We start from the raw sequence: 23,646 nt of genomic DNA on the forward strand, positions 1-23,646 counted from the left end.
ATTAAAAAATAAAATTTAACGTTGACGTTTGTCGCTTTGTTCAGTTTTCAAAGTTCAACCGCCGCTCTTAAGCGACTTTATCATCTTATCAAGTTATCAACGTAATGTCAACAACTTTTAAAAATTCTTTTTTCAGCTTCGTTGTTAACGGTATGTCTCAACGACGCTTTATAATAATAAAATATATTTCAACTAAAGTCAACGGTTTTTAAAGAAAAAATTAAAAACTATTATTTATAGATTTGAACAACGACTACTGCAACGTATTATAGTAAATATTATAGACAAAAGCCAGCTGTAACTTTGCCTTCTTTGTTCCTGCGCTTTTACATATTCTTTTTTATTATTCTTATAGAAGAAACTAAAAAAGAGCTGTCCATTAGACAGCCCTTTCTTATTTCCCTTTAAAACTAGGTCTTCTCTTCTCAGCAAATGCTTGAAGCGCCTCGAGACGATCTTCTGTCGGAATCGTTAACTCATATGCTTTTCGTTCAATTTGCAAACCAGTCTGCAAATCGGCCTTCATTCCTTCTTTAATAGCAAATTTTGCTTGCTGAAGTGCAATTGGCCCATTTTTCAATAAAAGAGAGATAAAAATATCTATTGTTTCTTCTATTTCATATCCGGGAGCCACCTTCGTTACTAGACCACATTCTTTCGCTTCTGATGCTGAGAGACGCTGAGCTGTTAAAATGAGTTCCATTGCTTTTGCTTCCCCCACTAATCGAGGGAGACGCTGTGTTCCTCCTGCGCCTGGTATAATCGCTAAGCTTGTTTCCGTTAAACCCATAAGCGCTTCGGTTGAAGCAATCCGGAAATCACATGCTAAAGCCAGCTCCATTCCTCCTCCAAATGCATATCCATTGATGATTGCTATCGTTGGCTGCGGAAGCTGCTCTATCTTCGAAAACACTTCTCCTATTTTGTAAATATTGCGCTTTACTTCTTGATCAGAGAGAGTTTTACGTTCTTTTAAATCGGCCCCTACACTAAAAGACTTTTCACCTGCTCCTTTAAACGTCACAACTCGAATATCTTTTTGAATACGAATTCCTTCAATTACTTCTTCCAATTCTTTAAGCATATCGTAATTAAAAGCATTCATCGCTTCCGGACGGTTCAGTATCACATGGGCGACATGTCCCTTCATTTCATAAGAAATAGATGACATCCTTTTACCACCTCCAACTTGGAATCGCTTTCATTTTATTGTTCCTGAGATACTTGCTGCTTCAATGCACGACGTAAAATTTTTCCCGTTGTATTTTTAGGAAGTTCTTTTAAAAATTCAATTTCACTTGGCACTTTATATTTAGCAAGGTGCTCTTTGCAGTAGGCAATAAGCTTCTCTTCCGTTATCTCTTGATTATTGCAAACCACGTAACACTTCACACATTCACCTAAAGAAGGATCAGGGACTCCGATAACAGCCACTTCTACAATATCCCGATGCGCATATAGCACTTCTTCTACTTCGCGAGGATAAACATTATATCCTCCTACAATAATTAAATCTTTTTTACGGTCAACGATATAAAAATAACCTTCCTTATCCATTCTTGCTAAGTCACCTGTATACAGCCAATCATCTCGGAGAGCATATTCCGTGTCTTCTGGAAGCTTGTAATAACCTTTCATCACGTTAGGGCCTTTGACGATAAGTTCGCCGACTTGTCCTACTTCTACTTCTTCTCCTAGTTCGTTTACCACTTTATTTTCAACATTCATAATAGATGTGCCTATAGAACCGGCTTTTCTCTCTCGGTCAATCGGATTGAAACACGTCACAGGAGAAGCCTCAGATAATCCATACCCTTCTGCTACCATTACCCCAAACTTACGTTCAAAATTGGTTAGAAGTGCCACCGGCATTGATGCCCCGCCTGATATACAAAGCCTTACCGTGTGAAAGTGCTCTTTTTTCCCTTTGTCATGCTGAAGTAAGAAATTATACATTGTGGGAACGCCGGCAAAAATAGTCGCTTGTCGATTTTGAATTACTTCAAATATAGAAGATGGACTGAATTTTGGTTCAATTAATATCGTTCCTCCATTCATTAAAGGCGCATTCAATGAAACAGTTAAACAAAATACGTGAAACATCGGCAAAGCAGCTACGACTCGGTCATTCCCATTTATACTTAAATAATCTGCTACGTCTTGAGCATTTGAATAAATATTCTTATGTGTAAGCATAGCTCCTTTTGGTTTTCCAGTCGTTCCTGACGTATACAGAATGATAGCCACATCTTCTTCTTTTAACTCTAGAAAATCATATGTAGCTTCTCCTCTGTTTATAACTTGCGAAAACGTGTGAAAATAAGAAGGTATATTTTCTACTGTATTTGTCGTTTCACATAAGATAACATGTTCCAAAAATGGAGTGTGTCCAATGATTTTCTTTAAAATAGGGAGAAGTAAATCAATCGCAATAACTGCTTTTACATCTCCATCCTGAAGCATGTAGCTAATTTCATCCGCTGTGTAAATAGGATTAATGGGTATAACAGTAGCTCCTACTCGAAGAGCACCGTACAATCCAATAACAAAATGAGGCGAGTTGCCGACAATCAAAGCGATATGATCTCCTTTTTTTACACCTAATTGCTTCAGACCATCAGCAAACTTAGATACCGATGCATCAAGATTTGCATAAGATGTTTCCTGGTCCATAAAAACATATGCCGATTTTTGTGGAAATTGCTCAGCTGTTTTATGAAGCTGTGCTGACAAATTCATCTCATAACTTCCTCCTTTTAATAATGAATGAACAACCATTCATTATTAAGTCGTAATAATGTAAAAATTCTTACTTCTTCTATTCTATTATAATGTTACTGCTGTTCTGTTGACAAGACTCATCTGTTTAAAAAGAAAAAAAGCCTGATGTAGCAGACTTTTTTCTTAATAGATTAATTCAACAAACTCTTCTTTTGTAATATTACCAAAATAATGTGGAATATCGATGTCTTCTAAGGCTTGTTCAATAGAAGCTTTTTCATAACGAACACCTGTTAATTTTTCCTGTACTTCCTGGACATCCCCCACTCCAAAGAAATCTCCGTAAATGGTGCAAGCATCGATTTTTCCTTTATTCACTTCTAAACGAACGTCGATTTGTCCCACAGGAAAGCGGTGAGAGTGCTGTAAGTTAAATTTAGGTGATTTCCCATAGTTCCAATCCCATGACTGATAGCGCTCTTTAGAAATTTGATGAATCGTTTCCCAATCTTTTTCCGTTAGTTTATATTCTGTTATATTTTCTTCTCCGTCAAAGATATATCGAAGCAGCATTTCTCTAAACTCTTCCACCGTTACTTTCTGTTCTAAAAATTCGCTGATATTTGCTACTCTATTTCGAATAGACTTAATGCCTTTGGATTCAATTTTATCTTTTTTTACTTTTAACGCTGATACGACGTTTTCAATCTCTGAATCAAAAAGAAGAGTTCCATGGCTGAACATTCTCCCTTTCGTTGAAAACTGAGCATTTCCAGAAATTTTCCGTCCTTCAGCCATTAAATCATTTCGTCCGCTTAGCTCGGCATTAACTCCTAATTTCTTTAACGCTTCCACGACCGGCTCAGTAAACTTTTTAAAATTATGAAAGCTATTTCCATCGTCTTTCGTAATAAAGCTGAAGTTTAAATTTCCTTTATCATGATAAACGGCCCCGCCTCCAGACAGACGTCTCACTACATGAATTTGCTGATCTTCAACATATTTTGTATTAATCTCCTCAATGGTGTTCTGGTTTTTCCCAATAATAATAGAAGGTTCATTAATATAAAACAGCAGATATGTCTCATTAATGTCTAGATGCTTAAGTGCATACTCTTCAATTGCTAAGTTAATTCGGGGATCATAATTTTTTTGATTATCAATAAATAACATTCATTTTCCTCCTTATTATTCCCATACATATCCTGATTCAGCTAACGTAAGCGTACCTCTATAGCGAGCAGCGGCTTCCTCTACTAGCTGTTGATGTTCTCCATAGTGCGGAAGGTGAGTAAGCATGAGGTGTTTGACACTTGCTTTTGAAGCAAGTGTACCGGCTTCTGTACTTGTCATGTGTCCAGCGCCTCTTCCATCTTGATTGGCATAAAAATTACATTCACAAATAAGAAGATCTGCTTCTTCTGAGAAGGAAACAAACTCTTCTAAATAACTAGAGTCCGCTGTGTACACGACAGTTTGATTGCCGGCGCTTATTCTCATGGCATAACAAACGACTGGATGCTTCGTTTTCATAAATTCGATGGTAAAAGGCCCAACTTCAAGTTTTTGACTCGGATCATACTCTACCCCTTTAGTAATTCCTTTATGAGTAAGTTTGTTGAAGCTTTCCTGATCATATGTATGTCCATAAATAGAAAGTTCCTTAAGAGCGTTTCCTAGATGAGTCTGAATGAGGCGTGCATATTGAAATACTCCGACATCAGCCACGTGATCATGATGATAATGAGATAAAATCATAGCATCTATTTCTTCTGGCTTTGCATATTTTTGCAGCTGAGCCAATGCACCGCTTCCACAATCAACAAGCAGCTGAAATCCATTGTGCTCCACTAAATAGCTAGAAGTAGCTTCTGAAACAGCCGGATATCCTCCCCAAAAACCAATAACAGTTACTTTCATTTTAATCACCCTTTCGTACTATTTTTATTACGTTCAGTATACCCTACTTTTTTTTGAAAACTAACTGAAAGGCACTCGTTTCGGCCATTTTATCGAAATAACCCATTGTTATATAACAAATAACCACTTAGAATAGCAAAATAGGCTAAATTGTTATAAAACATAATTGACATTTTATCATCTGTTATAATACAATGTTAGTAACAAAAACAACGGAGGGGATTTAAAATGTTAGAAAAAATGACTGAGTTTTTCAAAAGATTACCTAATAAAAAGTGCGTAGAATGCGGAAACGACATTGAGGAACAGCATGAATGCTACGGAAACAAATGTGATCACTGTCTAGATATCATGAAATAAAAAAAGCTGAAACTGTTTTATAACAGTTTCAGCTTTTTTTATACGGTCAAACTGCGATACTCGTTTGGCGTAATGCCTTCTACTTTTTTAAACACTTTTCGAAAGTATTTATCATCATGATATCCAATCATATTCGCAATTTCATAGATTTTTAGTTCTTCATTTAGTAAAAGTGATTTGGCTTTATTCATTCTGACTTTCACCATATAATCTGAAATGTTTTCTTGAAATTCTTGCTTAAACTTCCTCGAAATGTATTCACGGCTTAGATAGAAACGTTCCGATATTTCTTGAAGCTTCACATCTCGATGAAAATTTTGCTGCAAATATTGTTCGATTTCATAAATAACGTCGCGATTGTTTTTCTTGCTATACCTTTTTACTACTTTTAAAAAGCGCTTTACTTCACGCTTCTTTCTCTCTACATACTTTGCTAGCTGAAACTGCCCATCTTGGTTATAGAAAAAAGAAAGAACATATTCAGGACCGTTATTTATCGTATAAGGAATGTGATATCTTTTTAACCAATGCTGGCTTAACAGCTGATATTCCTGCTCAAAATGCAGAATTTGCTTTAATGAGAGATAATTTTGTGCTTCAAAAGCTGTGATAATTTCGTTGAATACCGGCAAAAAGGCTTCAAACTTCCCGACTTGCAGCGCTTCTTCAATTTTACTGTTATAATCCATCATATTTATTAATAAAGCACTTGCTAAAACGTCTTGCTCGCCGTAGACCTTCACTTTATTTCGATCAAGAACATTGCTTAATAAAAGCGAGTTTTTCGCATCTTCATAGGATTTCATTAGCTGATCAATAGAAGAAACTTTGCACCCTCTTGCAATCCGACAGCTCACGTCTAGCGTACGGCGAATGGCTGTATGTAAAGTCGTCAGTAAAGAGGTTATGCGTTCAAAATCATTCCAAAATATAATGATAATTTCCCACTTATTTGATAAATAACGGAAGGCTACCCCATTTTCTTCTGCCATCAGCATTTCATTGATTACATTTAAAATTGAAAAATAGGCTAAATCCCGGTCACCGCCAAAAGAACGAATGATGGATTCATCTACACGTACAATCCCCACTTCATATTCTCTAGTCAGATGGAAACCAAACTCTTCATAGATTGATTGATTTAGCAAATAATTGTTCATTAACTGCGTCAGTTTTCGATCTCGATAAATCGGCTTCATTTCATTGATTAAACGATAGCTGCTATTATGGACTTTTCTGGACTCTTCTTCTTTCTTCCATTGAGTTACAGCTCGTACAAGCGTATCGTTTAAAATCGAAGGATCCACTGGCTTTAGAATGTAATCCGTGCTTCCAAAATGAATAGCTTTACGCATATAGTGGTAGTCATCATACCCTGTTACCACAATCGTTTTGCTAGAAGGTGAATTCTCTTTAATCCACTCCAACAAAGCAATTCCATCGACATTAGGCATCTTCATATCAGTAAAAATGATTTCCGGTCCATGATCCTCGATAAGCGCAATCGCTTGCTCACCGCTATCAGCTTCTATCACATCTGTAATTTCATGCTCTTCCCACTGTCCAAGCAGCTTTATTCCTTCTCTTACATGCTCTTCATCATCCACGATTAATACTTTCATCACTATCCCTCTTTTCTTCAATTGTTGTTAGCTTTATGACAACGGTAAAATCGTGATTTTCTTGACTGCTAATTTGCATTGAAGCATGATCTCCATAGTAGATGCGAAGTCGTTCATAAATGTTTTGCAACCCAATATGCTCATCTGTTTGATTATACGATTGCTGAAGTCTCGTTTTTAATTGATTCAACTCTTGCTCTCCTATCCCTTTTCCGTTATCAGAAACAGTTAGAATCAGTTCTTCGCCGTTCAAACCCGCTGAAATCAACAGCTTTCCGCTTCCTGTGCGGGTTTCGAATCCATGCTTAAAAGAATTCTCAACAAGAGGCTGCAAAATCATTTTCGGTATTCGCATAAGCTCTGCCTCTTTTTCAATATTTAACTCATACTCAAACTTTGAACCAAACCGCTGCTTTTGCAGACTTAAAAAAGCTTTTACGTGATCGACTTCTTGCTTTAAGCTAACGATATCCTCTTTCATATTCATGCTGTAACGCATAATGTGCGAAAGTGAGGTTAATAAAGAATATACTTCAACTGCTTTATGCTTAAGAGCAAGAGTTCCAATCGATTGAAATGCGTTGTATAAAAAATGCGGATTAATTTGTGACTGCAGCACTTTTAGCTGCGTTGATTTATTTTCTAATTCCAATCGAAATTTACGTTCAATCAAGTCATTAATTGTTTCTACCATAGAGGTAAAATGCCTTCCTAAAACACCAAATTCATCGTTTCCAAGCGATTTAAACCGCACCTCAAATGATCCTTTTTCCACTTCTTTCATATTGCGAATCAATACGTTAATCGGCTGTGTAAAACGTACTGATATAAAAAGCGTAGCGATAACGAGCATACACAGAAATGGCAGGCCAATTAATACATTCATAAGTGCTGTCTTTCTTGCATCCTCATATAAAACACTGTAAGGAATTCGTTTCACAATGTACAAGTCCTCAAAGGGCTGTTTAAGCTTTTCATACATTAATACGCCTGAGAAGCTTTTATCCTCCCATTCCATGCTATGGTCTTTTTGGGAAGTGAGCGCCTTCACCCACGCGTAGTTTTCATTTTTTCCAATAACCTTTGAATCAGAGGAATACAAAACCTTCCCTTTATTGTTCATTAAATAAAAATCTTCTGACTCTTCACTATATAGACGCTGCGATATAGATTGAATTTGTGTCATATTAATGTCTAAAGATAGATAAGCTAACAACTTGTCTGATGGAATCTCATCAATCCGCTGATGAAAGCTAATAACTTGATTCGGCAGTGAATCAATTAACGTTGATAAATTATTGTAGCTATAAATTTCATGGGTAGGCTCAATCACAAGAAATTTATGATTTTTATTTAAATAAGAATAGTAAGGCTGAGTGTAAATATCATCGTACTTCCCTCTGCTGCTCACTTTCGAATTATAAGCTGTATATGAGTCATGCCCGTTTTCAATGTAAAGATGAAGTTGTTCAATCTCTGGACGAGTATTATATAAATAAAGAAGAGTTCGTGATATTTCCAGTTGATTGGCTCCTAAGTCACTTGATACACCTTCATCTAACACTTTAATAAATGGGTGGTAGCCGTAAAGCCTTTTTGTAATATTAGCAATTTCATTTAAGTAATCGCTCAAATCATTGCTTCCATTTTTAATAACTTGATAGTTGGTAGAAATAAATCGGTTCTTAACCGTTTCTTTTGTGTATTGATACGTAAAAATCGTCGAAATTAAAAATGGAATAACCGTTGCGAATAAGAAAAACAAAATTAATTTCTTGCGTATGCTCCAGCCTTTCACAAATAACCTCCTTTGACTAATGTCATACATTATGACTATTATTATACATTAAAAGCGCTTTCAATTAACTATTATTTTTTCATAACTATGAATCTAACCAGCTATTTTTTCACACCAAAAAGTCCGCGTTTTCCACGCGGACTTTTTGGTTATTTTTTCATTTTTGCCCAAATTGTATCTAATTTCTTCATAAACTCTTCTTCTGTCATTTGCTTGCCTGCGTAAGACTGCATTGCTGCGCCGACTTCTTGAACCGTTCCTTCCGGATACTTAAACCAGTTCCAAGATAATGTTTTACCTTCTTCAGAGTATTTTAAGATATCATCAGATAAAGAATCGATTCCTTTTCCATCGATGTTTTTGAACGCTGGAATGAACTTGAACTTTTCAACTAAGAATTTTTGACCCTCTTTAGAAGAAACCATCCAATTTAAGAATTCCTTCGCTGCTTTTTTATCTGCATCTGGCGCATTTTTGTTCACTACCCAGTTATTTGGAACTCCGATTGCTAGTTTATCATTTTTCTTTGCATCGTTGCTGATTGGCATTGGAATAAAGCCCATTTTCATGTCCGGATTGATTTTCGTAATCATATTTACCGTCCAGTTACCTTGTTGCATCATTGCTGTTTCCCCAGAAGCAAATTGAGTAACTTGTGTATTGTAGTCTGTCGTTAGTGGATTTTTATTTCCATACTTTAACGTTAAATCGAACAGATTCATAAATTGCTTAAACGTTTCATTGCCTTCAAATTTTGCTTTTCCTTCGTTTAGACCTTTAATAAACGCATCTGGATCGTCTTGCTGTGCCATTGGAATATTAAATAAGTGGTTGCCTAGCACCCACCACTCGCCGTATCCATTAGAAAATGGCGTAATGCCTTTTGCTTTAAGCTTTTTAGAAGCTGCTTCTAATTCTGACAGCGTTTTAGGTAATTCTTTAATGCCTGCTTTTTCAAATAAATCTTTATTATAAATAAAACCATAACCTTCTAAGTTTAGCGGCTGACCATAAATTTTCCCGTCCATTGTCATCGGTTCTTTGGCGATATCATACAGATTATCTACCCACGGCTGATCAGATAAATCTTCTAATTTATCCTTCCACGTTTGCGCTTCTTGGAACCCTCCATTGTTAAAGATATCAGGTTCATTTCCAGAGGCAAACTGTGCTTTTAATGCTGCACCATAGTCCGCGCCTCCGCCGACTGTTTGGATGTTAAACTTTACGTTTGGATGTTCTTTTGTATATTCATCCGTTAATTCTTTCAGCTGATCTGCAATTTCCACTTTGAACTGGAACATATCAATAACAACTTGATCACCTGAGCCTGTTGATTTACTTGCTTTTGAATCCGTACCTGAGTTTGAACATGCTGTTGCAAATAAAAGTGATGTTGCTAGCACGCCAGACATTATTGAAAGCCTTTTCATTTTCATTCGTTTTGCCCCCCTTGATATCTATCTCTCTTTATTTTACCGATTCTAGGACATTTGAACAGGTAACAATATTGAACAACCGAGTGGAAAATATTGAACACCCCCCTTCAGCACCCTTCGACAGGTCTCTCTTCTTCCGCAAAAATTTCTATAAATTTTTTGTCTGTTTTATTCCACCTAATAACATTTATAGACAAAATTATGTTAATATGTAGAGTGATAGATTCATAAGAAAATTTATGAATTTTTTTAACTTGTATAAACAAAGTGAAGGGGTTTACATGAAAACTAAAAAGCGCAAAAAAACACATGTCTCATTTCGAATTAACTGGCTGTTTATTGTGGTTTTCCTGCTTTTTTCTGCACTCATTTTACGATTAGGCTTCGTACAGATTGTGTACGGAGAGAACTATAAACGAGAAGTTGAAAAAACAGAAGATGAAACGGTAGATTCACCGGTTCCTCGCGGAAAGATGCTAGACCGCTATGACCGCGTTATCGTGGATAATAAACCGTTGAACGCTGTCACGTACACGCGTTTGAAAGGCGTCACTCAAGAAGACAAGCTAAAAGTAGCTAAAAAGCTTGCCACTCTTATTGATGTTCCTGTTACAACAGACGTGTTTGGCAAATCGGATAAAAAGAAAGATAAAAATACGATTAAGCTAACAGAACGCGACTTAAAAGATTATTGGATTGCAACTCATCCAAAAGCAGCAGCGAAAAAAATTACCGCAGCAGATAAGCAAAAAGTAAAAGAAGGTCAACTTTCTGAAGATGATTTGTATCCTCTTCAGCTGAAGCGCATCACTAAAAATGAACTTTTATCGGTGAAAGACGACCTTGAAGTGATTGCCATTAAAAGCAAGATGGAAGGCGGGTATGCGTTAACTGCTCAAATTATTAAAAGCGGCTTAACTGATAAAGAGCTTGCCGTTATTAGTGAGCAGCTGAGTGACTTGCCTGGCGTCGATACGACAACTTACTGGGACCGTATGTATACATACGATGACTTACTTAGCACGCTGCTTGGTAAAATCACATCGGCAGACGAAGGGTTACCAAGCGAAAACTTACAGTACTACTTGTCCCACGGCTACAGCCGAAATGACCGAGTAGGAAAAAGTTATTTAGAAAAGCAGTACGAAGACGTTCTTCGCGGTCAAAAAGCTCGCGTGCAAAACGTAACGGACCGCTCGGGCAACTTAGTGAGTCAAGAGACCGTTACAGAAGGTCAGCGGGGCAGTGACTTAATTTTAACAATTGATATGGAACTTCAAAAACAAGTCGAAGATGTTTTAACAAAAGCTGTGACATCCGGTGCTGCTGGTTCGCGATTAATGGATCGCGCGTTTGCTATTATGATGGACCCTCACACGGGAGACATTTTAGCGATGGGCGGAAAACAGCTTGTTACCGATAAGCAAACCGGAGCACGTAAAGTACAAGACTTTGCTCTTGGTAACATGACCACTTCTTATGAAGTGGGTTCCGCAGTTAAAGGAGCCACAGTTCTAGCAGGACTTGATTCAGGTGCTATTCAGCCTGGTACGGTTTTTTACGATGCGCCGCTGAAGTTTGCTGGAGGAACAATTAAAAAATCGTCTCACCCAATTGGAGCAACCGGGATTCAAAATGCTTTAGAACAATCATCAAACGTATTCATGTACCGTACGGTTATGAGCATGGCTGGTGAAACGTACCGTCCTGGCGGTAAACTTAACATTCCACCGTCTATCTTTAATAAGCTGCGCTCATACTATAGCCAGTTCGGGCTTGGAATTTCAACGGGCATCGACTTAGAAAACGAATCAACGGGTATTCGTAACAGCGTCACAAATGAACCAGGTAAAGCGCTGGATTTTGGTATTGGACAGTATGATACGTACACACCGCTTCAGCTTGTTCAGTACATCTCAACGATTGCTAACGGTGGATATCGCATGAAGCCACACTTAGTAAAAGAAATCCGCGAACCTGAGCTTGATAGCGAACTAAAAGGAAGTATTCAAAGTTCTGTTGAACCAGAAGTGTTAAACCGTATTACGATGGGCCAATCAGAAATTAACCTTGTCAAACAAGGATTTCGCCAAGTAGTTACAGGGTCACATGGTACAGGGCGTTTACTTAATACAGGAAAATACCGTCAGTATAATATTGCTGGTAAGTCTGGTACCGCGGAAACCTTTAATAAAGGCGTAAGCGTTCGTAACTCTACATTCGTTTCATACGCGCCTTATGATAACCCGGAAGTAGCAGTAGCGGTTGTTATTCCTTCTGCTTATGTAGCCGGTACATCTAACACGTTAAGTAAAACTGTTACCGGTGACGTGATAAAAGCTTACTTCGATCTTAAAAAAGAAGGCGAAAAAGAAGTAGAACAAAAAGAAGAAGATGTAAAAACAGGAAATACAGAATTAAACGGCGTAAAAAAAGATGATAATGAACAATAAAAAAGGTCTCGTCATGAGACCTTTTTTGTTTTTTCTATAAAAAAAGCCCATCTCACTGAGACAGACCGCGTAAAAAGTATAGTTCAATTAATTCAGCAATTTTTTCTTCTGAAAGCGGCTCATGCCGTTTTTCCCAATCATAGACAAGTGCAATGTACATTTTAAATAATAAAAAAGCTGTGAGCTCCGGGTTGCACGGTTTGATTTCTTTTTTAGAAATCGCAATTTCAATTTTATTTTTTATATAAGTCAAAATCTCTTCTTCTACTCGCACCAGCACTTCCTGTACTGCTGTAGTGCCTAACTGCTGTTCTTGCACGAGCTTTAGCATGAGCTGATGCTCCGTGCGGAACTCTAAGATTCTAAAAATAGCTGCTTGGGCATTTTCAAAAAAAGGACGGCTGCTGTCAATGACAGTTTCGGCTGCATCTGTCATTTCTCGAATCATTCGTGTAACAATTTCATCGAATAACTCTTCTTTGTTTTTAAAAAAAGTATAAATCGTTCCTTTTCCGACATTTGCAAGCTTCGCCACTTGCTCCATAGTCGTTGCTTTATATCCAAACAGCGCAAATGATTTTGACGCTGCATCAACAACTGATTGCTTTCGGTCTATAGCCATGTTATCCCCTTCTTTCTGACCAAATGAATATTTTAGTCAACAAGTACGGTTTTACTATAGCATAAGTTTCTTTTGCTTTTCAACCACAATCTCTTCTCTTAGTATAACCTTTCTCTACAGGTAGTAGACAAAAAAGCGGAGCATTGATTCACCGCTCCACTTCTACAGTTGCTGCACATATTTAACTGCTTTTTTAGCTACATCTTCTCCTTGCTCTACACATTCTGGTATACCCAGGCCTTCGTATGAGCTTCCCGCTACATAAAGACCGGCCAGCTCTTTTTCAAGCTGTTCGTTCATCGTATCTAGCATATCGTGATGTCCGACCGTATATTGAGGCATTGACTGCTTCCATCTCGTTACCGCGTAAAATTCAGGCTCAGCAGAAATGGTGATGAGCTTCTTCAAATCCTCCAGGACAATTTTGAAAATTTCATCGTCAGGCTGATCCACCACAGCTTCATCCCCGGTTCGTCCAACTAAACATCTCAGCAGCACTTTTCCTTCCGGAACCGCATGCGGCCACTTTTTATTTAGCCATGTGCACGCCGTAATCGTGTAATCGCTATTTCTTGAAACGGCGATGTTCATTGCATCTAGATTGTCTTGCAGCGCTTCTTGTGCAAAGGCTATCACAACAGTAGCTACTGAAGTGGAAGGCATATGCTTCAACGGCTCGAATATTTTATATTCCGAAAGCATAGACTGAGCAGCTGCATGAGGAGAAGTTACAATAACGCTGTCTGCTTTTATGACTTTCCCGCTATTTAACGATAATTCATATGTGGTATCTTCTTTATAAATTTTCTCTACTTTTATTCCTTTTGTAATAATATCAGGATCTATTGCTTTTTCTACCCCATCTACTAGCGATTGAAGACCTTCTTTTAATGTTAAAAAGACACTATTTTTTTTAAACTCCGAATCATCGCCGTGCTGTGGGTGAATTTCTTTTAGCTTTTTCATTCCAACAATTAAGCTTCTGTACTTATGTTCAGCATGCAAAAACTGTGGAAATGTTGATCTTAAACTCAAACGATCAACGTCTCCTGCGTAAATTCCTGATAATAGAGGCTCAATTAAATTTTCAACAACTTCATCACCAAACCGTCTTCTAAAAAATACGCCTAGCGAACGGTCATCCTGATTTTTTGTCTTCGGTATAAAAAAATCAGCTGCTGCGCGCAGCTTGCCAACAGGTGAAAATAACCCTGTTGTGATAAAAGGAGATAACTTGGTTGGTATCCCCATTACAGCACCATCAGGCAGCGCATGCGGTGTATCTTTTACTAGAATATAGGATTTTCCCTTTTCATTTCCGACTAGCTCCCTACCTAACCCTACTTCTTTTGCCAGTTTTGTAGCAGCTAGCTTACGCGCTAAAAATGAATCAGGACCTTTTTCAAATAAATACCCGTCTCGTTTGACTGTTTGAATTTTTCCACCAAGCCGATGCGTTGCTTCTATTAGTTGAAGATCAATTGGCAGCTGATGATCCTTTATTTTTTTTTGCAAATAATAGGCAGCTGAAAGACCTGTTATTCCTCCACCGATGATGACAACCTTTTTTCGTCTATCCGTCATGTTATCATCGCCTTTTCTGTAAAATTCAATATAAAGAGAAGCGATTATGGAAATCCATAGCTCGCTTCTTACTTTTCTTTATATTGATTATAAGTTACTTTTCGTCCCTATTCAATGTACAAAGAATCTATACTGACTTAACGGGCAATCTGTTTTAACACAACTGTAGCTAATCCATCGATAAATTCAGGCTGTGCATTGGGCATTTCAGGGCGGTAATAATCAGCCCCAATTTCATCCGTCACCACTTTACATTCATAGTCGTTATCATAAAGAACTTCTAAGTGGTCTGCGATAAATCCAACCGGAGTATACACGAACGATGTATAACCTTTTTCTTCATGCAATTCTCTTGTTAAATCTTGGACATCAGGACCTATCCATGGCTCAGGCGTATTTCCAGCACTTTGCCAGCCAATTTCGTAATGTTCAATACCAGCTGCTTGTGCAATTAAATCCGCTGTTTCTTGAAGCTGATTTGGATATGGATCTCCTGCTGCAATAATTTTTTCCGGCAAGCTATGCGCAGAAACAATCAACACGGCTTTTTGGCGTTTCTCTTTGTCTATTAAATCAAACGTTTGTTTAACACGTGTAGCCCAGTACTGAATGAACTTTGGCTCACTGTACCAGCTTTCTACTGAATGAATGATTGGTCCTCCTAATTTTTCAGCCGTTTCTTTGGCGCGCCCATTATAGGATTTTACGCTAAACGTTGAAAAATGAGGTGCAAGCACAATGCTGACCGCTTCTTTAATTCCGTCTTTATGCATGGCTTCTACTGCATCTTCAACAAACGGTTCAATATGTTTTAAGCCAAGATACGCTTTAAATTCAATTTCATCCTGCACTTCATTCAAGCGCTTTTCCAGACTTTCCATTTGCTGTTGCGTAATTTTTGCAAGAGGTGAAATGCCCCCGATTGCTTCGTAGCGGTTTTGTAAATCTTCTAAGGCTTCCGGTGAAGGTTTACGTCCGCGGCGGATATGTGTATAGTAACGTTCAATATCTTCTTCTTTATATGGCGTTCCATATGCCATTACAAGTAATCCCATTACTTTTTTACTCATGTGTTCGACACCTCTTTGTTAGATTCAATACTTGTCTTCATTTTGCCATGAATAAAAAGAAAAATTCAAAGTTTAGCGCTCCAAATTATTTGACAATTTATTGTCTATTCGCAGAATATTCATGAATAAAGGTTGTTAAACGCTTCAACGTTTCCGGCTGAACCTGTGGAAAAACGCCGTGCCCCAAGTTAAAGATGTAACCAGGACTGGCCATCCCTTTATCTAATATTTCTGTTACACGTTCTTCAATAACTTCCCATGGAGCTAACAAAATAGCAGGATCTAAGTTTCCTTGCAGTGTTTTTGTTAAGCCTAATGCACGTGCTTCATCCAGCTGTGTTCTCCAATCTAATCCCACTACATCCAGCGGCAGATCATGCCATTCTTTTGCCAAATGACTTGCCCCTACTCCAAACATAATGAGCGGTACATTTTTTTCACGTAAAGAGGTGAAAATTCGCTCCATAACAGGTTTTATAAAGTAACGATAATCCGCTACATTTAAAGCACCTACCCATGAATCAAAGATTTGAATGGCTTTTGCCCCAGCGTCAATTTGCGCTTTTACATATGTAATCGTCATATCTGCTAACTTATCCATTAGTGCAAACCATGCTTTAGGTTCCGTATACATAAATGCTTTTGTTTTATTGTAATTTTTTGAAGGTCCTCCTTCAATCATATAGCTTGCCACTGTAAAAGGAGCACCCGCAAAGCCAATTAGAGGTACGTTTAACTGTTCTGTTGTTAACAGCTTAATGGTATCTAATACATATGGAACATCTTCTTCCGGCGTAATTTCTCCTAGTTTTTCTACATCGCTTAAAGATTGAATTGGATTAGAAATTACGGGACCAATCCCTGACTTGATTTCAACATCCACTCCAATTGAAGGAAGCGGTGACATTATATCTTTATATAAAATAGCTGCATCCACTCCGTACTGTTCAACGGGCAGGCGTGTTACATATGCCCCAAGCTCCGGCTGATGAGTGATTTCAAATAAAGAGTACTTCTCTTTTAGCTTTCGGTATTCCGGCTGTGAACGCCCTGCTTGGCGCATATACCAAACCGGAACATGATCCGTTTTTTCCCCTCTACAGGCTTTTAAAAAAGTATCGTTAAACGTTCCTTGACTCATAATTTCCACCTTTCTCGATTGTCTTCCATCCGTATTTTCTTCGATTAGACAGACAATAATCAGCAAAGGAACATACCGGTTCCTCTACTGATTAAAGTTTCACGTTATATTCTCTACTTGTCACTATACCCATTTCTTTACGACTTGTATAGCCACCTGCTAAAAATGTCAAAAATTCGCCCTACTCTTCCTTTTTTTATTGAAAAAGAGCAGGTGTTACTTCGTTGGATTTTTTTCCTTTTTGTTTTGTTTGGGAATTGTAAGGAACGACATAATAAGTAGGACTGTCGAGCAGATTCACACGCTCCTTTTCAAATGCTCCTTTTCCCTTCACTTTGCCAATTACTTCGGCTTTATCTCCTTTTTTCTCATAAACATAATAAACAGCTCTTTTATCAGGTGAAGGTGTCCACGTTAAATTGACCGTTAGCAAACCAAATGGATGGAATGTTAATTCTTGTTTTAAGTCTTTAACTTGCTCTAAGCGTATTGGTTTTGGCAAATCTTTAACGCCTGCTGGCTTTTGAAATGCAGCTTCGTCGTAACCCGCTCTTGTGAGAATGTCTTTAAATAATAGAGTCGGATAAGAACTTCCTTTTGTTAAATAATGCTGGTCATTTGTAGAATCATATCCCATCCACACGCTTCCTACAACATCTGGCGTATATCCAACGAACCAAGCATCCCTTGTGGCTCCTTTAACATTCGTATACGAAGTAGACCCTGTTTTTCCTGCTAACTCTCCTTTAAACTCTCCTTTTTTTGCCGTTCCTTCTTTAACAACTCCTTGAAGCATTTTTGTCATATACCAAGCCGTTTGTTTTGAAAATGCTTTGTGAATGTCGGGAACAGCTTTTGCAATTACTTTTCCGTCTTGATCTTTTATTTCTTGAATAAAGTACGGTTGGATGTTTTCTCCGTTTTCAGCAAATGCCCGGTACGCTCCTGCTAATTGAAGCGGTGTAATTCCTTCCTTTAATCCTCCAAGAGCAATCGCAAGCCCTTTATCTTCTAAAGGAATTCCTAGCTTTGTGAGGTACTGCTTACTTGTTTCAACTCCTAGCTGATTCAATGTCCAGACAGCAGCTGCGTTTTTAGAATCTTTTAGGGCATCGTACATCGTTACCTTTTTAGCATATTGGCCGTCTACATTTTTAGGTGTGTATCCCCCGTAGCTTGTAAGCTTGTCTTGCAGCAAAGAATAAGGCTTGAATTGACCTTCTTCTAACGCAGGGCCATATACTGCAATAGGTTTCATCGTAGAACCTGGCTGTCTTTTGACATTTAGGCGATTGAGCGATTTTTGTACATAATCTCGTCCTCCCATAACAGATAAAACTCCTCCGCTTTTGTTATCGACTAATACAAAAGCACCTTGGGCACTGTTATCTGTACCTGGAAAATAACGATTTTCTTTCATCAGCTCGTAGGCGGCTTCTTGTACTTTTGTACTCATCGGTACTTTGACCGTATAACCGCCGCGCAGAAGCTCATTGCTCGAAATGCTGTATTTCTTCTCTGCTTCTTGAATAACCATATCGATATAGGTTAAATATGCTGGGTTTTTAGCCTGTTCCTTTACGTTTAACCCCAGCGTTCTTCCTTGCAAACGGACATTTTTTTCAGCTGATAAATAACCTGCTTTTTGCATGGCATTTAACACAACATTTCTACGTTCTATACTTTTTTCTGGATGTAAAATAGGAGAATAAGAATTCGGTGCTTTTGGCAGTGCAGCAAGCAGTGCACCTTCTTCTACCGTTAATTCGGAGACATCTTTATTGAAGTAAAGCTTGGATGCAGCTTGGATTCCATAGGCTCCGTGTCCAAAGTATATTTGGTTCAAATACATTTCAAGCAGTTTTTGCTTACTGTAACGTTGCTCCAAGTTAATAGCCACCACTACTTCTTTTGTTTTTCTAAGCAGCGTTTTATCATTAGATAAAAACACATTTTTAGCCAGCTGCTGTGTTAAAGTACTTCCTCCTTCAACACTTCCTCCAGCCAATATATCTCGGTATAATGCTCGGCCAATAGATTTAAAATCGATTCCGTGGTGTTCATAAAAACGAACGTCTTCAATTGAAATAAATGCTTGTTGCACATGCTTTGGAATCTTATCAATTGAAACCAAGTCTCGATTTTTCACATAGAGCTTTGTTAATTCGTCTCCATTTTCGTCCACTAACCTCGTAGCCGAGTCCATGACGATCTTTTTCTCATCAATTACATAGTTTCCAAGAAACAAGATGATAATATATCCAATCAATCCTAATAGAAAAATTCCAACTAAGGCAGCAATTGCGTATAAGCCTTTTTTGTACATCGTGCCACCCCTTTTCTTTCGCTAAACTTTTGATAATATGGAAAACAACTTCATCAATGTTTTACTTTACCATCTTCATTAGAAGTTCACAATTTTTGAATTTTTGTGTGTAAAATTTTATAATTTTAGTATGATTTACAATTGTAAATTGTATGCAATTCCCAATTAGAAAGGAAGTATAATCCATGAAGATCTTTATTACTTACGGAACAGGCCCTTACCTTCAGAAGTTGATCGACGAACATCCGAGTGAACGTTTGTTACTGCTTCACAAAGATGACGATCAATTTGCACTAGTCCACGAAACAGATGGAGATACAATTTTTAAAGAAGGACATGCTTATGAAGTATTAGATGCTTCTGGAGATCTTGCAGATAGCGGATTTGCTGTACTAAATAATATTTCAGTTACAGATGAAGGCCGTCCTTTGTTTGAACAGCGATTTAGCCAACGAGCTCGTTTAATTGAAAATGAAGCAGGCTTCTCAGCTATTCGTGTGCTTCGTCCACTGCAAAATGACACATACATTATCTTTACAGGATGGAAAGATGAAAGTTCATTTAGCGATTGGCAGTCTTCAAAAGCCTATAATGAAGCACACAAAAAACGCGGTACGTCAGAAGGCGTGGATCAACAGCCATCGATTTTCTCTCGCCCTTCTTATGTGACCTCATACCACGTAGTTAAATAAGCAAACATCCTCCTAGTAGGCGAGTATCACAATAGGCACAAACGTCATATTGTATACTACATCACCTATTGGGAGGAATTTTTATGGGCATAGAGCTTGGAGCTCTTCATTGGATGTATGTCCTTTTTATCGCCTTCATTATCGGCTTTATGATTATGCGGCGAGATACGAGTATCCTTTGTATACTCGGGATTTTTTTGCTTTCCTTAACAGCTACCTCTTCGTTAAGCCACTCCGTCAGCGCTGTTTTTTCCAGCTTCATTTATGCCATTACAGAACTGCTTCCTACCATTTTAATTATTTCAATCATTGTATCCATGAGTAAAGTCTTAATGGCTACAGGAATAAATGAATCGATGATTTCACCTTTTGCTCGCCTCATTAAAACGCCTGCTCTTGCCTATTGGGTTATTGGATTAGTTATGATGACCATCTCCTATTTTTTCTGGCCTTCTCCAGCCGTTGCTTTACTTGGAGCCGTGCTTTTACCAGTGGCCATCCGCGTAGGGCTTCCAGCTATAGGCGTAGCTGTAGCGATGAATTTATTCGGCCACGGCGTTGCGCTTTCAGGAGACTTTGTTATTCAAGCTGCTCCTAAGATAACAGCTGACGCAGCAGGTCTTCCAGTTCACGAGGTGGTTCAAGCAAGCGTCCCTCTGGTCATTGTGATGGGAGTTGTTACGACACTCTCTGCTTTTTACTTTTTAAAACAAGATATGAAGCACAATAGAATTCACGTTCAACCGACAATGTTAACAAACAGTTCTTCTGTCCAATCCACACCTCTTTCTTCTTCAGTACGCCGGGCTTTAGCCATTATAGTTCCCCTTTTCTTTGCTATAGACGTATGGGCAATGTTCGCCCTTCATTTGCAGGGAGGAGATGCGACTGCTCTCGTTGGCGGCACAGCCCTGTTTATTTTAGTGGTAGTTTCACTTATTGCTCACAAAGGAAAAGGTCTCGAACAAACAACTTCCTACTTGATTGAAGGCTTGCAGTTTGGTTTTAAAGTATTCGGTCCCGTTATTCCCATTGCAGCTTTTTTCTATTTAGGAGATGCTGGATTCACAACAATCATTGGTGACTTTCTTCCGAAAGGATCACATGGACTTGTAAATGATCTAGGCGTTGCGCTTGCTTCCACTGTGCCGTTAACCGCACAGGTTGCTACTGTAACGATAACTGCTCTAGGAGCTATTACCGGATTAGACGGTTCAGGCTTTTCAGGCATTTCACTTGTAGGCTCTGTCTCTCATTTATTTGCATCTGCTTTAGGATCGGGCGCTGCCACCCTAACTGCTTTAGGGCAAATTGCTGCGATTTGGGTTGGGGGAGGCACGTTGATTCCATGGGCATTGATTCCAGCTGCTGCAATTTGCGGAGTCAGTCCGTTTGAACTCGCCAGACGTAATTTAAAACCTGTAGCGATTGGATTGGTCGTTACAACAATTGTCGCGATGTTCTTAGTTTAAACAAAAGGGGCTGGGACATAACGAAATGAATTCCATCCAAAGACGAACAAGCTGGATATATAATCTGGACAGCTTGCTCGACCGCAGTTGATTTCCGTTCAAGGCTTCTCTTTCCGCGAGAGTCTTCGCCTTGCCCTCCAATCAACTGCTAGAAGCAACGAAACAGATAAAATCTATGTTCACTATAACAAAAAGAAACGAACCACTAATCGAACAGTTTGATTAGTGGTTCGTTTTTCACTTCGGCTATACTACTTTTTTCCAGACTCCATATGTATATATTTTTTACATGCCTTTTGGAAACTCTTTTTCCGCTGAAGGCCTTACATACGCATAAACAAGCATATAGAAGAAAATGCCTACAATAAGCCACATAATCCCTAAGCTGTAGCCAGCTAAGACATCTGTTAAAAAATGTTCTCTTAATAGAATACGGCTCACACCTATTAATAAAACGATTAAAGTAATTGCAAGCTGATACCGCTTGGCTACCTTTTGACTGTTCATATACTTTGTGAGAAAAAAGACAATCAGACCGTAGATAAGAATTCCCATCATCGCATGGCTGCTTGGAAAACTGTAGCCTTCGATGCCTTGAAGAGGACGTCCTCGTTCTACCGCATCTTTAACTGCTTTATTAATAATATCACCGCTTAAAATAAGTAAAAATGCTGATATCATACCGATATAGTCCTTTTTGAAAAATAAAAAAACGAGAAGTACAGCTAAAAGAACCATAATCATCACTTTTGAAGCTAAAAAAGACAAGCCATGAAAAACAGATGACGATGACTGAAGAATAGTGCTGTCATCTATAGCTGAAACAAGCCAGTGGTCTCCTTGAAAAGAATTTGTCGACACAACAAACAACACTCCTAAAAAAACAAGACCTGCAACCCCAAACATCCACATCAATTTTTTGTACAGGGATACAGTTTGTGAATCTACCATATCGTTACCTCCTATTATCTCATGAGAAAATTGGTAAAAAACTCATTCTTTATCCCTATTCCTCACCTTATGTATCTATTATGTATATAAAATATTTCATGATTCAATTACTTTTTTCAATAATAACGCTTACATTCTTTTCTTTTTAATAGATAATGATATAATGATTAAAATGTCAAAAAATTCAAAACTTTATTCAACTTATACAGAAAGGATATGGTCACGTGAATTCCAAGCTACATACTTTACTTGAAGAAAAATTTGATGAAATGGTTCAAATCCGCCGATATCTGCATCAGTATCCAGAACCGTCTTTTAAAGAATTTCAAACCGCTGCCTACATTCGATCTTTTTATGACAAAATCGGTATTTCTTACCGAGCAAATGTAGGAGGAAATGGTATTGTAGCAAGCATTAAAGGAGGAAACCCTGGTCCTACTGTAGCTTTGAGAGCCGACTTTGATGCCCTTCCTATTCAAGATGAAAAAGATGTACCATATCAATCAACTGTTCCGGGTGTGATGCATGCGTGTGGTCACGATGGTCATACGGCTACTCTTTTAGTCCTTGCTAAAGCGCTTTTTGAAATAAGAGATTCTCTCCATGGTAAAATCGTCTTCATTCATCAGCACGCCGAAGAGTACGCTCCCGGAGGCGCCAAGTCCATGATTGAAGACGGATGCTTAGACGGTGTGGACGCGATATTTGGAACACATTTATGGTCATTAACTCCGACTGGTGTTGTTCAATATCGAACGGGTCCTATTATGGCTGCTGCTGATCGCTTTGAAATTACGATCAAAGGAGCAGGTGGACACGGTGCACAGCCCCACAAAACAAAAGATTCAATCGTCATCGCCTCTCAGCTTGTTGTTAATTTACAGCAAATTGTAAGTAGACGTGTAAACCCAATTGATTCAGCGGTTGTGAGCATAGGTTCTTTTGTAGCGGAAAATGCATTTAATATTATTGCTGATTCTGCTCGACTAATTGGAACGGTAAGAACATTTAATGAAGATGTGCGAAATGATGTCGAAAAAGAAATCAAACGAATTGTCCAAGGTACATGCTTAACAGCTGATGCTTCTTATGAACTGAGTTATACTCGCGGCTATCCTTCCGTCGTCAACCATCCGGAAGAAACGGCCTTTCTTGCTTCTGTTGCTTCTCAAATCGATGAAGTTCATACAGTCGAAGAAACGGAGCCTCACATGACTGGGGAAGATTTCTCTTATTATTTGCAGCATATTAAAGGAACGTTCTTTTTTACAGGAGCTCAGCCAGAAGGTGTAGATGCTCCGTATCCTCATCATCATCCTAAATTTGATTTTAACGAAAAAGCAATGCTTATCGCAGCTAAAACGCTTGGTACGGCTGCTGTTGAGTATTTAAGAGAACAAGCTCCTTCTAAAAACGTAATAAAAGCGAATTAATCATTCAGCAAGCATTCGTACGGATAAGCAGACGAGTGCTTG

18 protein-coding genes are annotated in these 23,646 nt (G+C 38.3%); 5 read left to right on the forward strand and 13 right to left on the reverse strand.

Going from position 1 to position 23,646, the window contains the following annotated elements; all coding sequences use genetic code 11:
* Nucleotides 1-394: 394 nt before the first annotated feature.
* The 4 genes from LAV82_RS24695 to LAV82_RS24710 all read right to left on the reverse strand — a co-directional run bounded on the left by LAV82_RS24695 (nucleotide 395) and on the right by LAV82_RS24710 (nucleotide 4,641).
* Nucleotides 395-1,171: an enoyl-CoA hydratase-related protein gene (locus tag LAV82_RS24695; protein ID WP_043981729.1), complete on the reverse strand. Its 777-nt coding sequence runs from the start codon at nucleotides 1,169-1,171 to the stop codon at nucleotides 395-397.
* 35 nt (nucleotides 1,172-1,206) lie between these two features.
* On the reverse strand, nucleotides 1,207-2,739 hold the full coding sequence (locus tag LAV82_RS24700; protein WP_499717152.1) for a fatty acid--CoA ligase family protein: 1,533 nt from the start codon (nucleotides 2,737-2,739) through the stop codon (nucleotides 1,207-1,209).
* A 165-nt stretch (nucleotides 2,740-2,904) separates the two neighbouring features.
* Complete coding sequence (lplA, locus tag LAV82_RS24705; protein WP_013055339.1) at nucleotides 2,905-3,894, reverse strand: lipoate--protein ligase; 990 nt, start codon at nucleotides 3,892-3,894, stop codon at nucleotides 2,905-2,907.
* Nucleotides 3,895-3,909: 15 nt separating this feature from the next.
* The gene (locus LAV82_RS24710; RefSeq protein WP_499717153.1) at nucleotides 3,910-4,641 is read right to left on the reverse strand and encodes an MBL fold metallo-hydrolase; all 732 of its coding nucleotides are present in this window, start codon (nucleotides 4,639-4,641) and stop codon (nucleotides 3,910-3,912) included.
* 228 nt (nucleotides 4,642-4,869) lie between these two features.
* Between LAV82_RS24710 and yhfH the strand changes: the two genes are divergently transcribed.
* Nucleotides 4,870-5,001 (forward strand): protein YhfH, encoded by a 132-nt coding sequence (gene yhfH / locus LAV82_RS24715; RefSeq protein ID WP_013055337.1) that lies wholly within the window; start codon nucleotides 4,870-4,872, stop codon nucleotides 4,999-5,001.
* A gap of 38 nt (nucleotides 5,002-5,039) precedes the next feature.
* Here the strand turns inward: yhfH and LAV82_RS24720 are convergent, their stop codons facing one another.
* The 3 genes from LAV82_RS24720 to LAV82_RS24730 form a co-directional block, all read right to left on the reverse strand.
* Nucleotides 5,040-6,623, reverse strand: coding sequence for a response regulator (locus LAV82_RS24720; protein WP_499717154.1), 1,584 nt, complete (start codon nucleotides 6,621-6,623; stop codon nucleotides 5,040-5,042).
* Nucleotides 6,601-8,421 carry a cache domain-containing sensor histidine kinase gene (locus LAV82_RS24725; protein ID WP_499717155.1) on the reverse strand — a complete coding sequence of 607 codons (1,821 nt, stop codon included), beginning with the start codon at nucleotides 8,419-8,421 and terminating at the stop codon, nucleotides 6,601-6,603. The genes LAV82_RS24720 and LAV82_RS24725 overlap by 23 nt, the downstream gene beginning before the upstream one ends.
* Before the next feature lie 149 nt (nucleotides 8,422-8,570).
* Nucleotides 8,571-9,860, reverse strand: a complete 1,290-nt coding sequence (locus LAV82_RS24730; protein WP_013081692.1) for an ABC transporter substrate-binding protein — start codon at nucleotides 9,858-9,860, stop codon at nucleotides 8,571-8,573.
* 281 nt (nucleotides 9,861-10,141) lie between these two features.
* On the opposite strand from LAV82_RS24730, the gene LAV82_RS24735 reads away from it, so the two are divergent.
* Nucleotides 10,142-12,313, forward strand: a complete 2,172-nt coding sequence (locus tag LAV82_RS24735; protein WP_499717156.1) for a peptidoglycan D,D-transpeptidase FtsI family protein — start codon at nucleotides 10,142-10,144, stop codon at nucleotides 12,311-12,313.
* A 52-nt stretch (nucleotides 12,314-12,365) separates the two neighbouring features.
* On the opposite strand, the gene LAV82_RS24740 is transcribed toward LAV82_RS24735, so the two are convergent.
* The 5 genes from LAV82_RS24740 to LAV82_RS24760 form a co-directional block, all read right to left on the reverse strand.
* Nucleotides 12,366-12,935, reverse strand: coding sequence for a TetR/AcrR family transcriptional regulator (locus LAV82_RS24740; protein ID WP_028412542.1), 570 nt, complete (start codon nucleotides 12,933-12,935; stop codon nucleotides 12,366-12,368).
* Between the two features lie 162 nt (nucleotides 12,936-13,097).
* Nucleotides 13,098-14,519 carry a protoporphyrinogen oxidase gene (hemY, locus tag LAV82_RS24745; protein WP_013055331.1) on the reverse strand — a complete coding sequence of 474 codons (1,422 nt, stop codon included), beginning with the start codon at nucleotides 14,517-14,519 and terminating at the stop codon, nucleotides 13,098-13,100.
* Between the two features lie 137 nt (nucleotides 14,520-14,656).
* Nucleotides 14,657-15,589: a ferrochelatase gene (hemH, locus tag LAV82_RS24750; protein ID WP_263033182.1), complete on the reverse strand. Its 933-nt coding sequence runs from the start codon at nucleotides 15,587-15,589 to the stop codon at nucleotides 14,657-14,659.
* 97 nt (nucleotides 15,590-15,686) lie between these two features.
* A complete protein-coding gene (hemE, locus tag LAV82_RS24755) occupies nucleotides 15,687-16,730 on the reverse strand; it encodes a uroporphyrinogen decarboxylase (RefSeq protein WP_013055329.1) in 1,044 nt (347 codons plus the stop codon).
* 196 nt (nucleotides 16,731-16,926) lie between these two features.
* Nucleotides 16,927-19,056 carry a transglycosylase domain-containing protein gene (locus tag LAV82_RS24760; protein ID WP_211078920.1) on the reverse strand — a complete coding sequence of 710 codons (2,130 nt, stop codon included), beginning with the start codon at nucleotides 19,054-19,056 and terminating at the stop codon, nucleotides 16,927-16,929.
* 185 nt (nucleotides 19,057-19,241) lie between these two features.
* Here LAV82_RS24760 and LAV82_RS24765 point away from each other — a divergent pair, with 185 nt between their 5' ends.
* Together LAV82_RS24765 and LAV82_RS24770 are read left to right on the forward strand one after the other, a co-directional pair.
* Nucleotides 19,242-19,748 (forward strand): antibiotic biosynthesis monooxygenase family protein, encoded by a 507-nt coding sequence (locus LAV82_RS24765; protein WP_013055327.1) that lies wholly within the window; start codon nucleotides 19,242-19,244, stop codon nucleotides 19,746-19,748.
* An 83-nt stretch (nucleotides 19,749-19,831) separates the two neighbouring features.
* Complete coding sequence (locus LAV82_RS24770; protein ID WP_053486805.1) at nucleotides 19,832-21,220, forward strand: hypothetical protein; 1,389 nt, start codon at nucleotides 19,832-19,834, stop codon at nucleotides 21,218-21,220.
* A gap of 285 nt (nucleotides 21,221-21,505) precedes the next feature.
* Here LAV82_RS24770 and LAV82_RS24775 read toward each other — a convergent pair whose 3' ends face one another.
* Nucleotides 21,506-22,171, reverse strand: a complete 666-nt coding sequence (locus LAV82_RS24775) for a phosphatase PAP2 family protein (protein ID WP_211078919.1) — start codon at nucleotides 22,169-22,171, stop codon at nucleotides 21,506-21,508.
* Nucleotides 22,172-22,395: 224 nt separating this feature from the next.
* On the opposite strand from LAV82_RS24775, the gene LAV82_RS24780 reads away from it, so the two are divergent.
* Nucleotides 22,396-23,604, forward strand: a complete 1,209-nt coding sequence (locus LAV82_RS24780) for a M20 family metallopeptidase (RefSeq protein ID WP_499717157.1) — start codon at nucleotides 22,396-22,398, stop codon at nucleotides 23,602-23,604.
* Nucleotides 23,605-23,646 lie beyond the last annotated feature (42 nt).

It is taken from the genome of Bacillus sp. ILBB4 (assembly GCF_035064545.1).
In the GTDB taxonomy this organism is placed as follows: domain Bacteria; phylum Bacillota; class Bacilli; order Bacillales; family Bacillaceae_H; genus Priestia.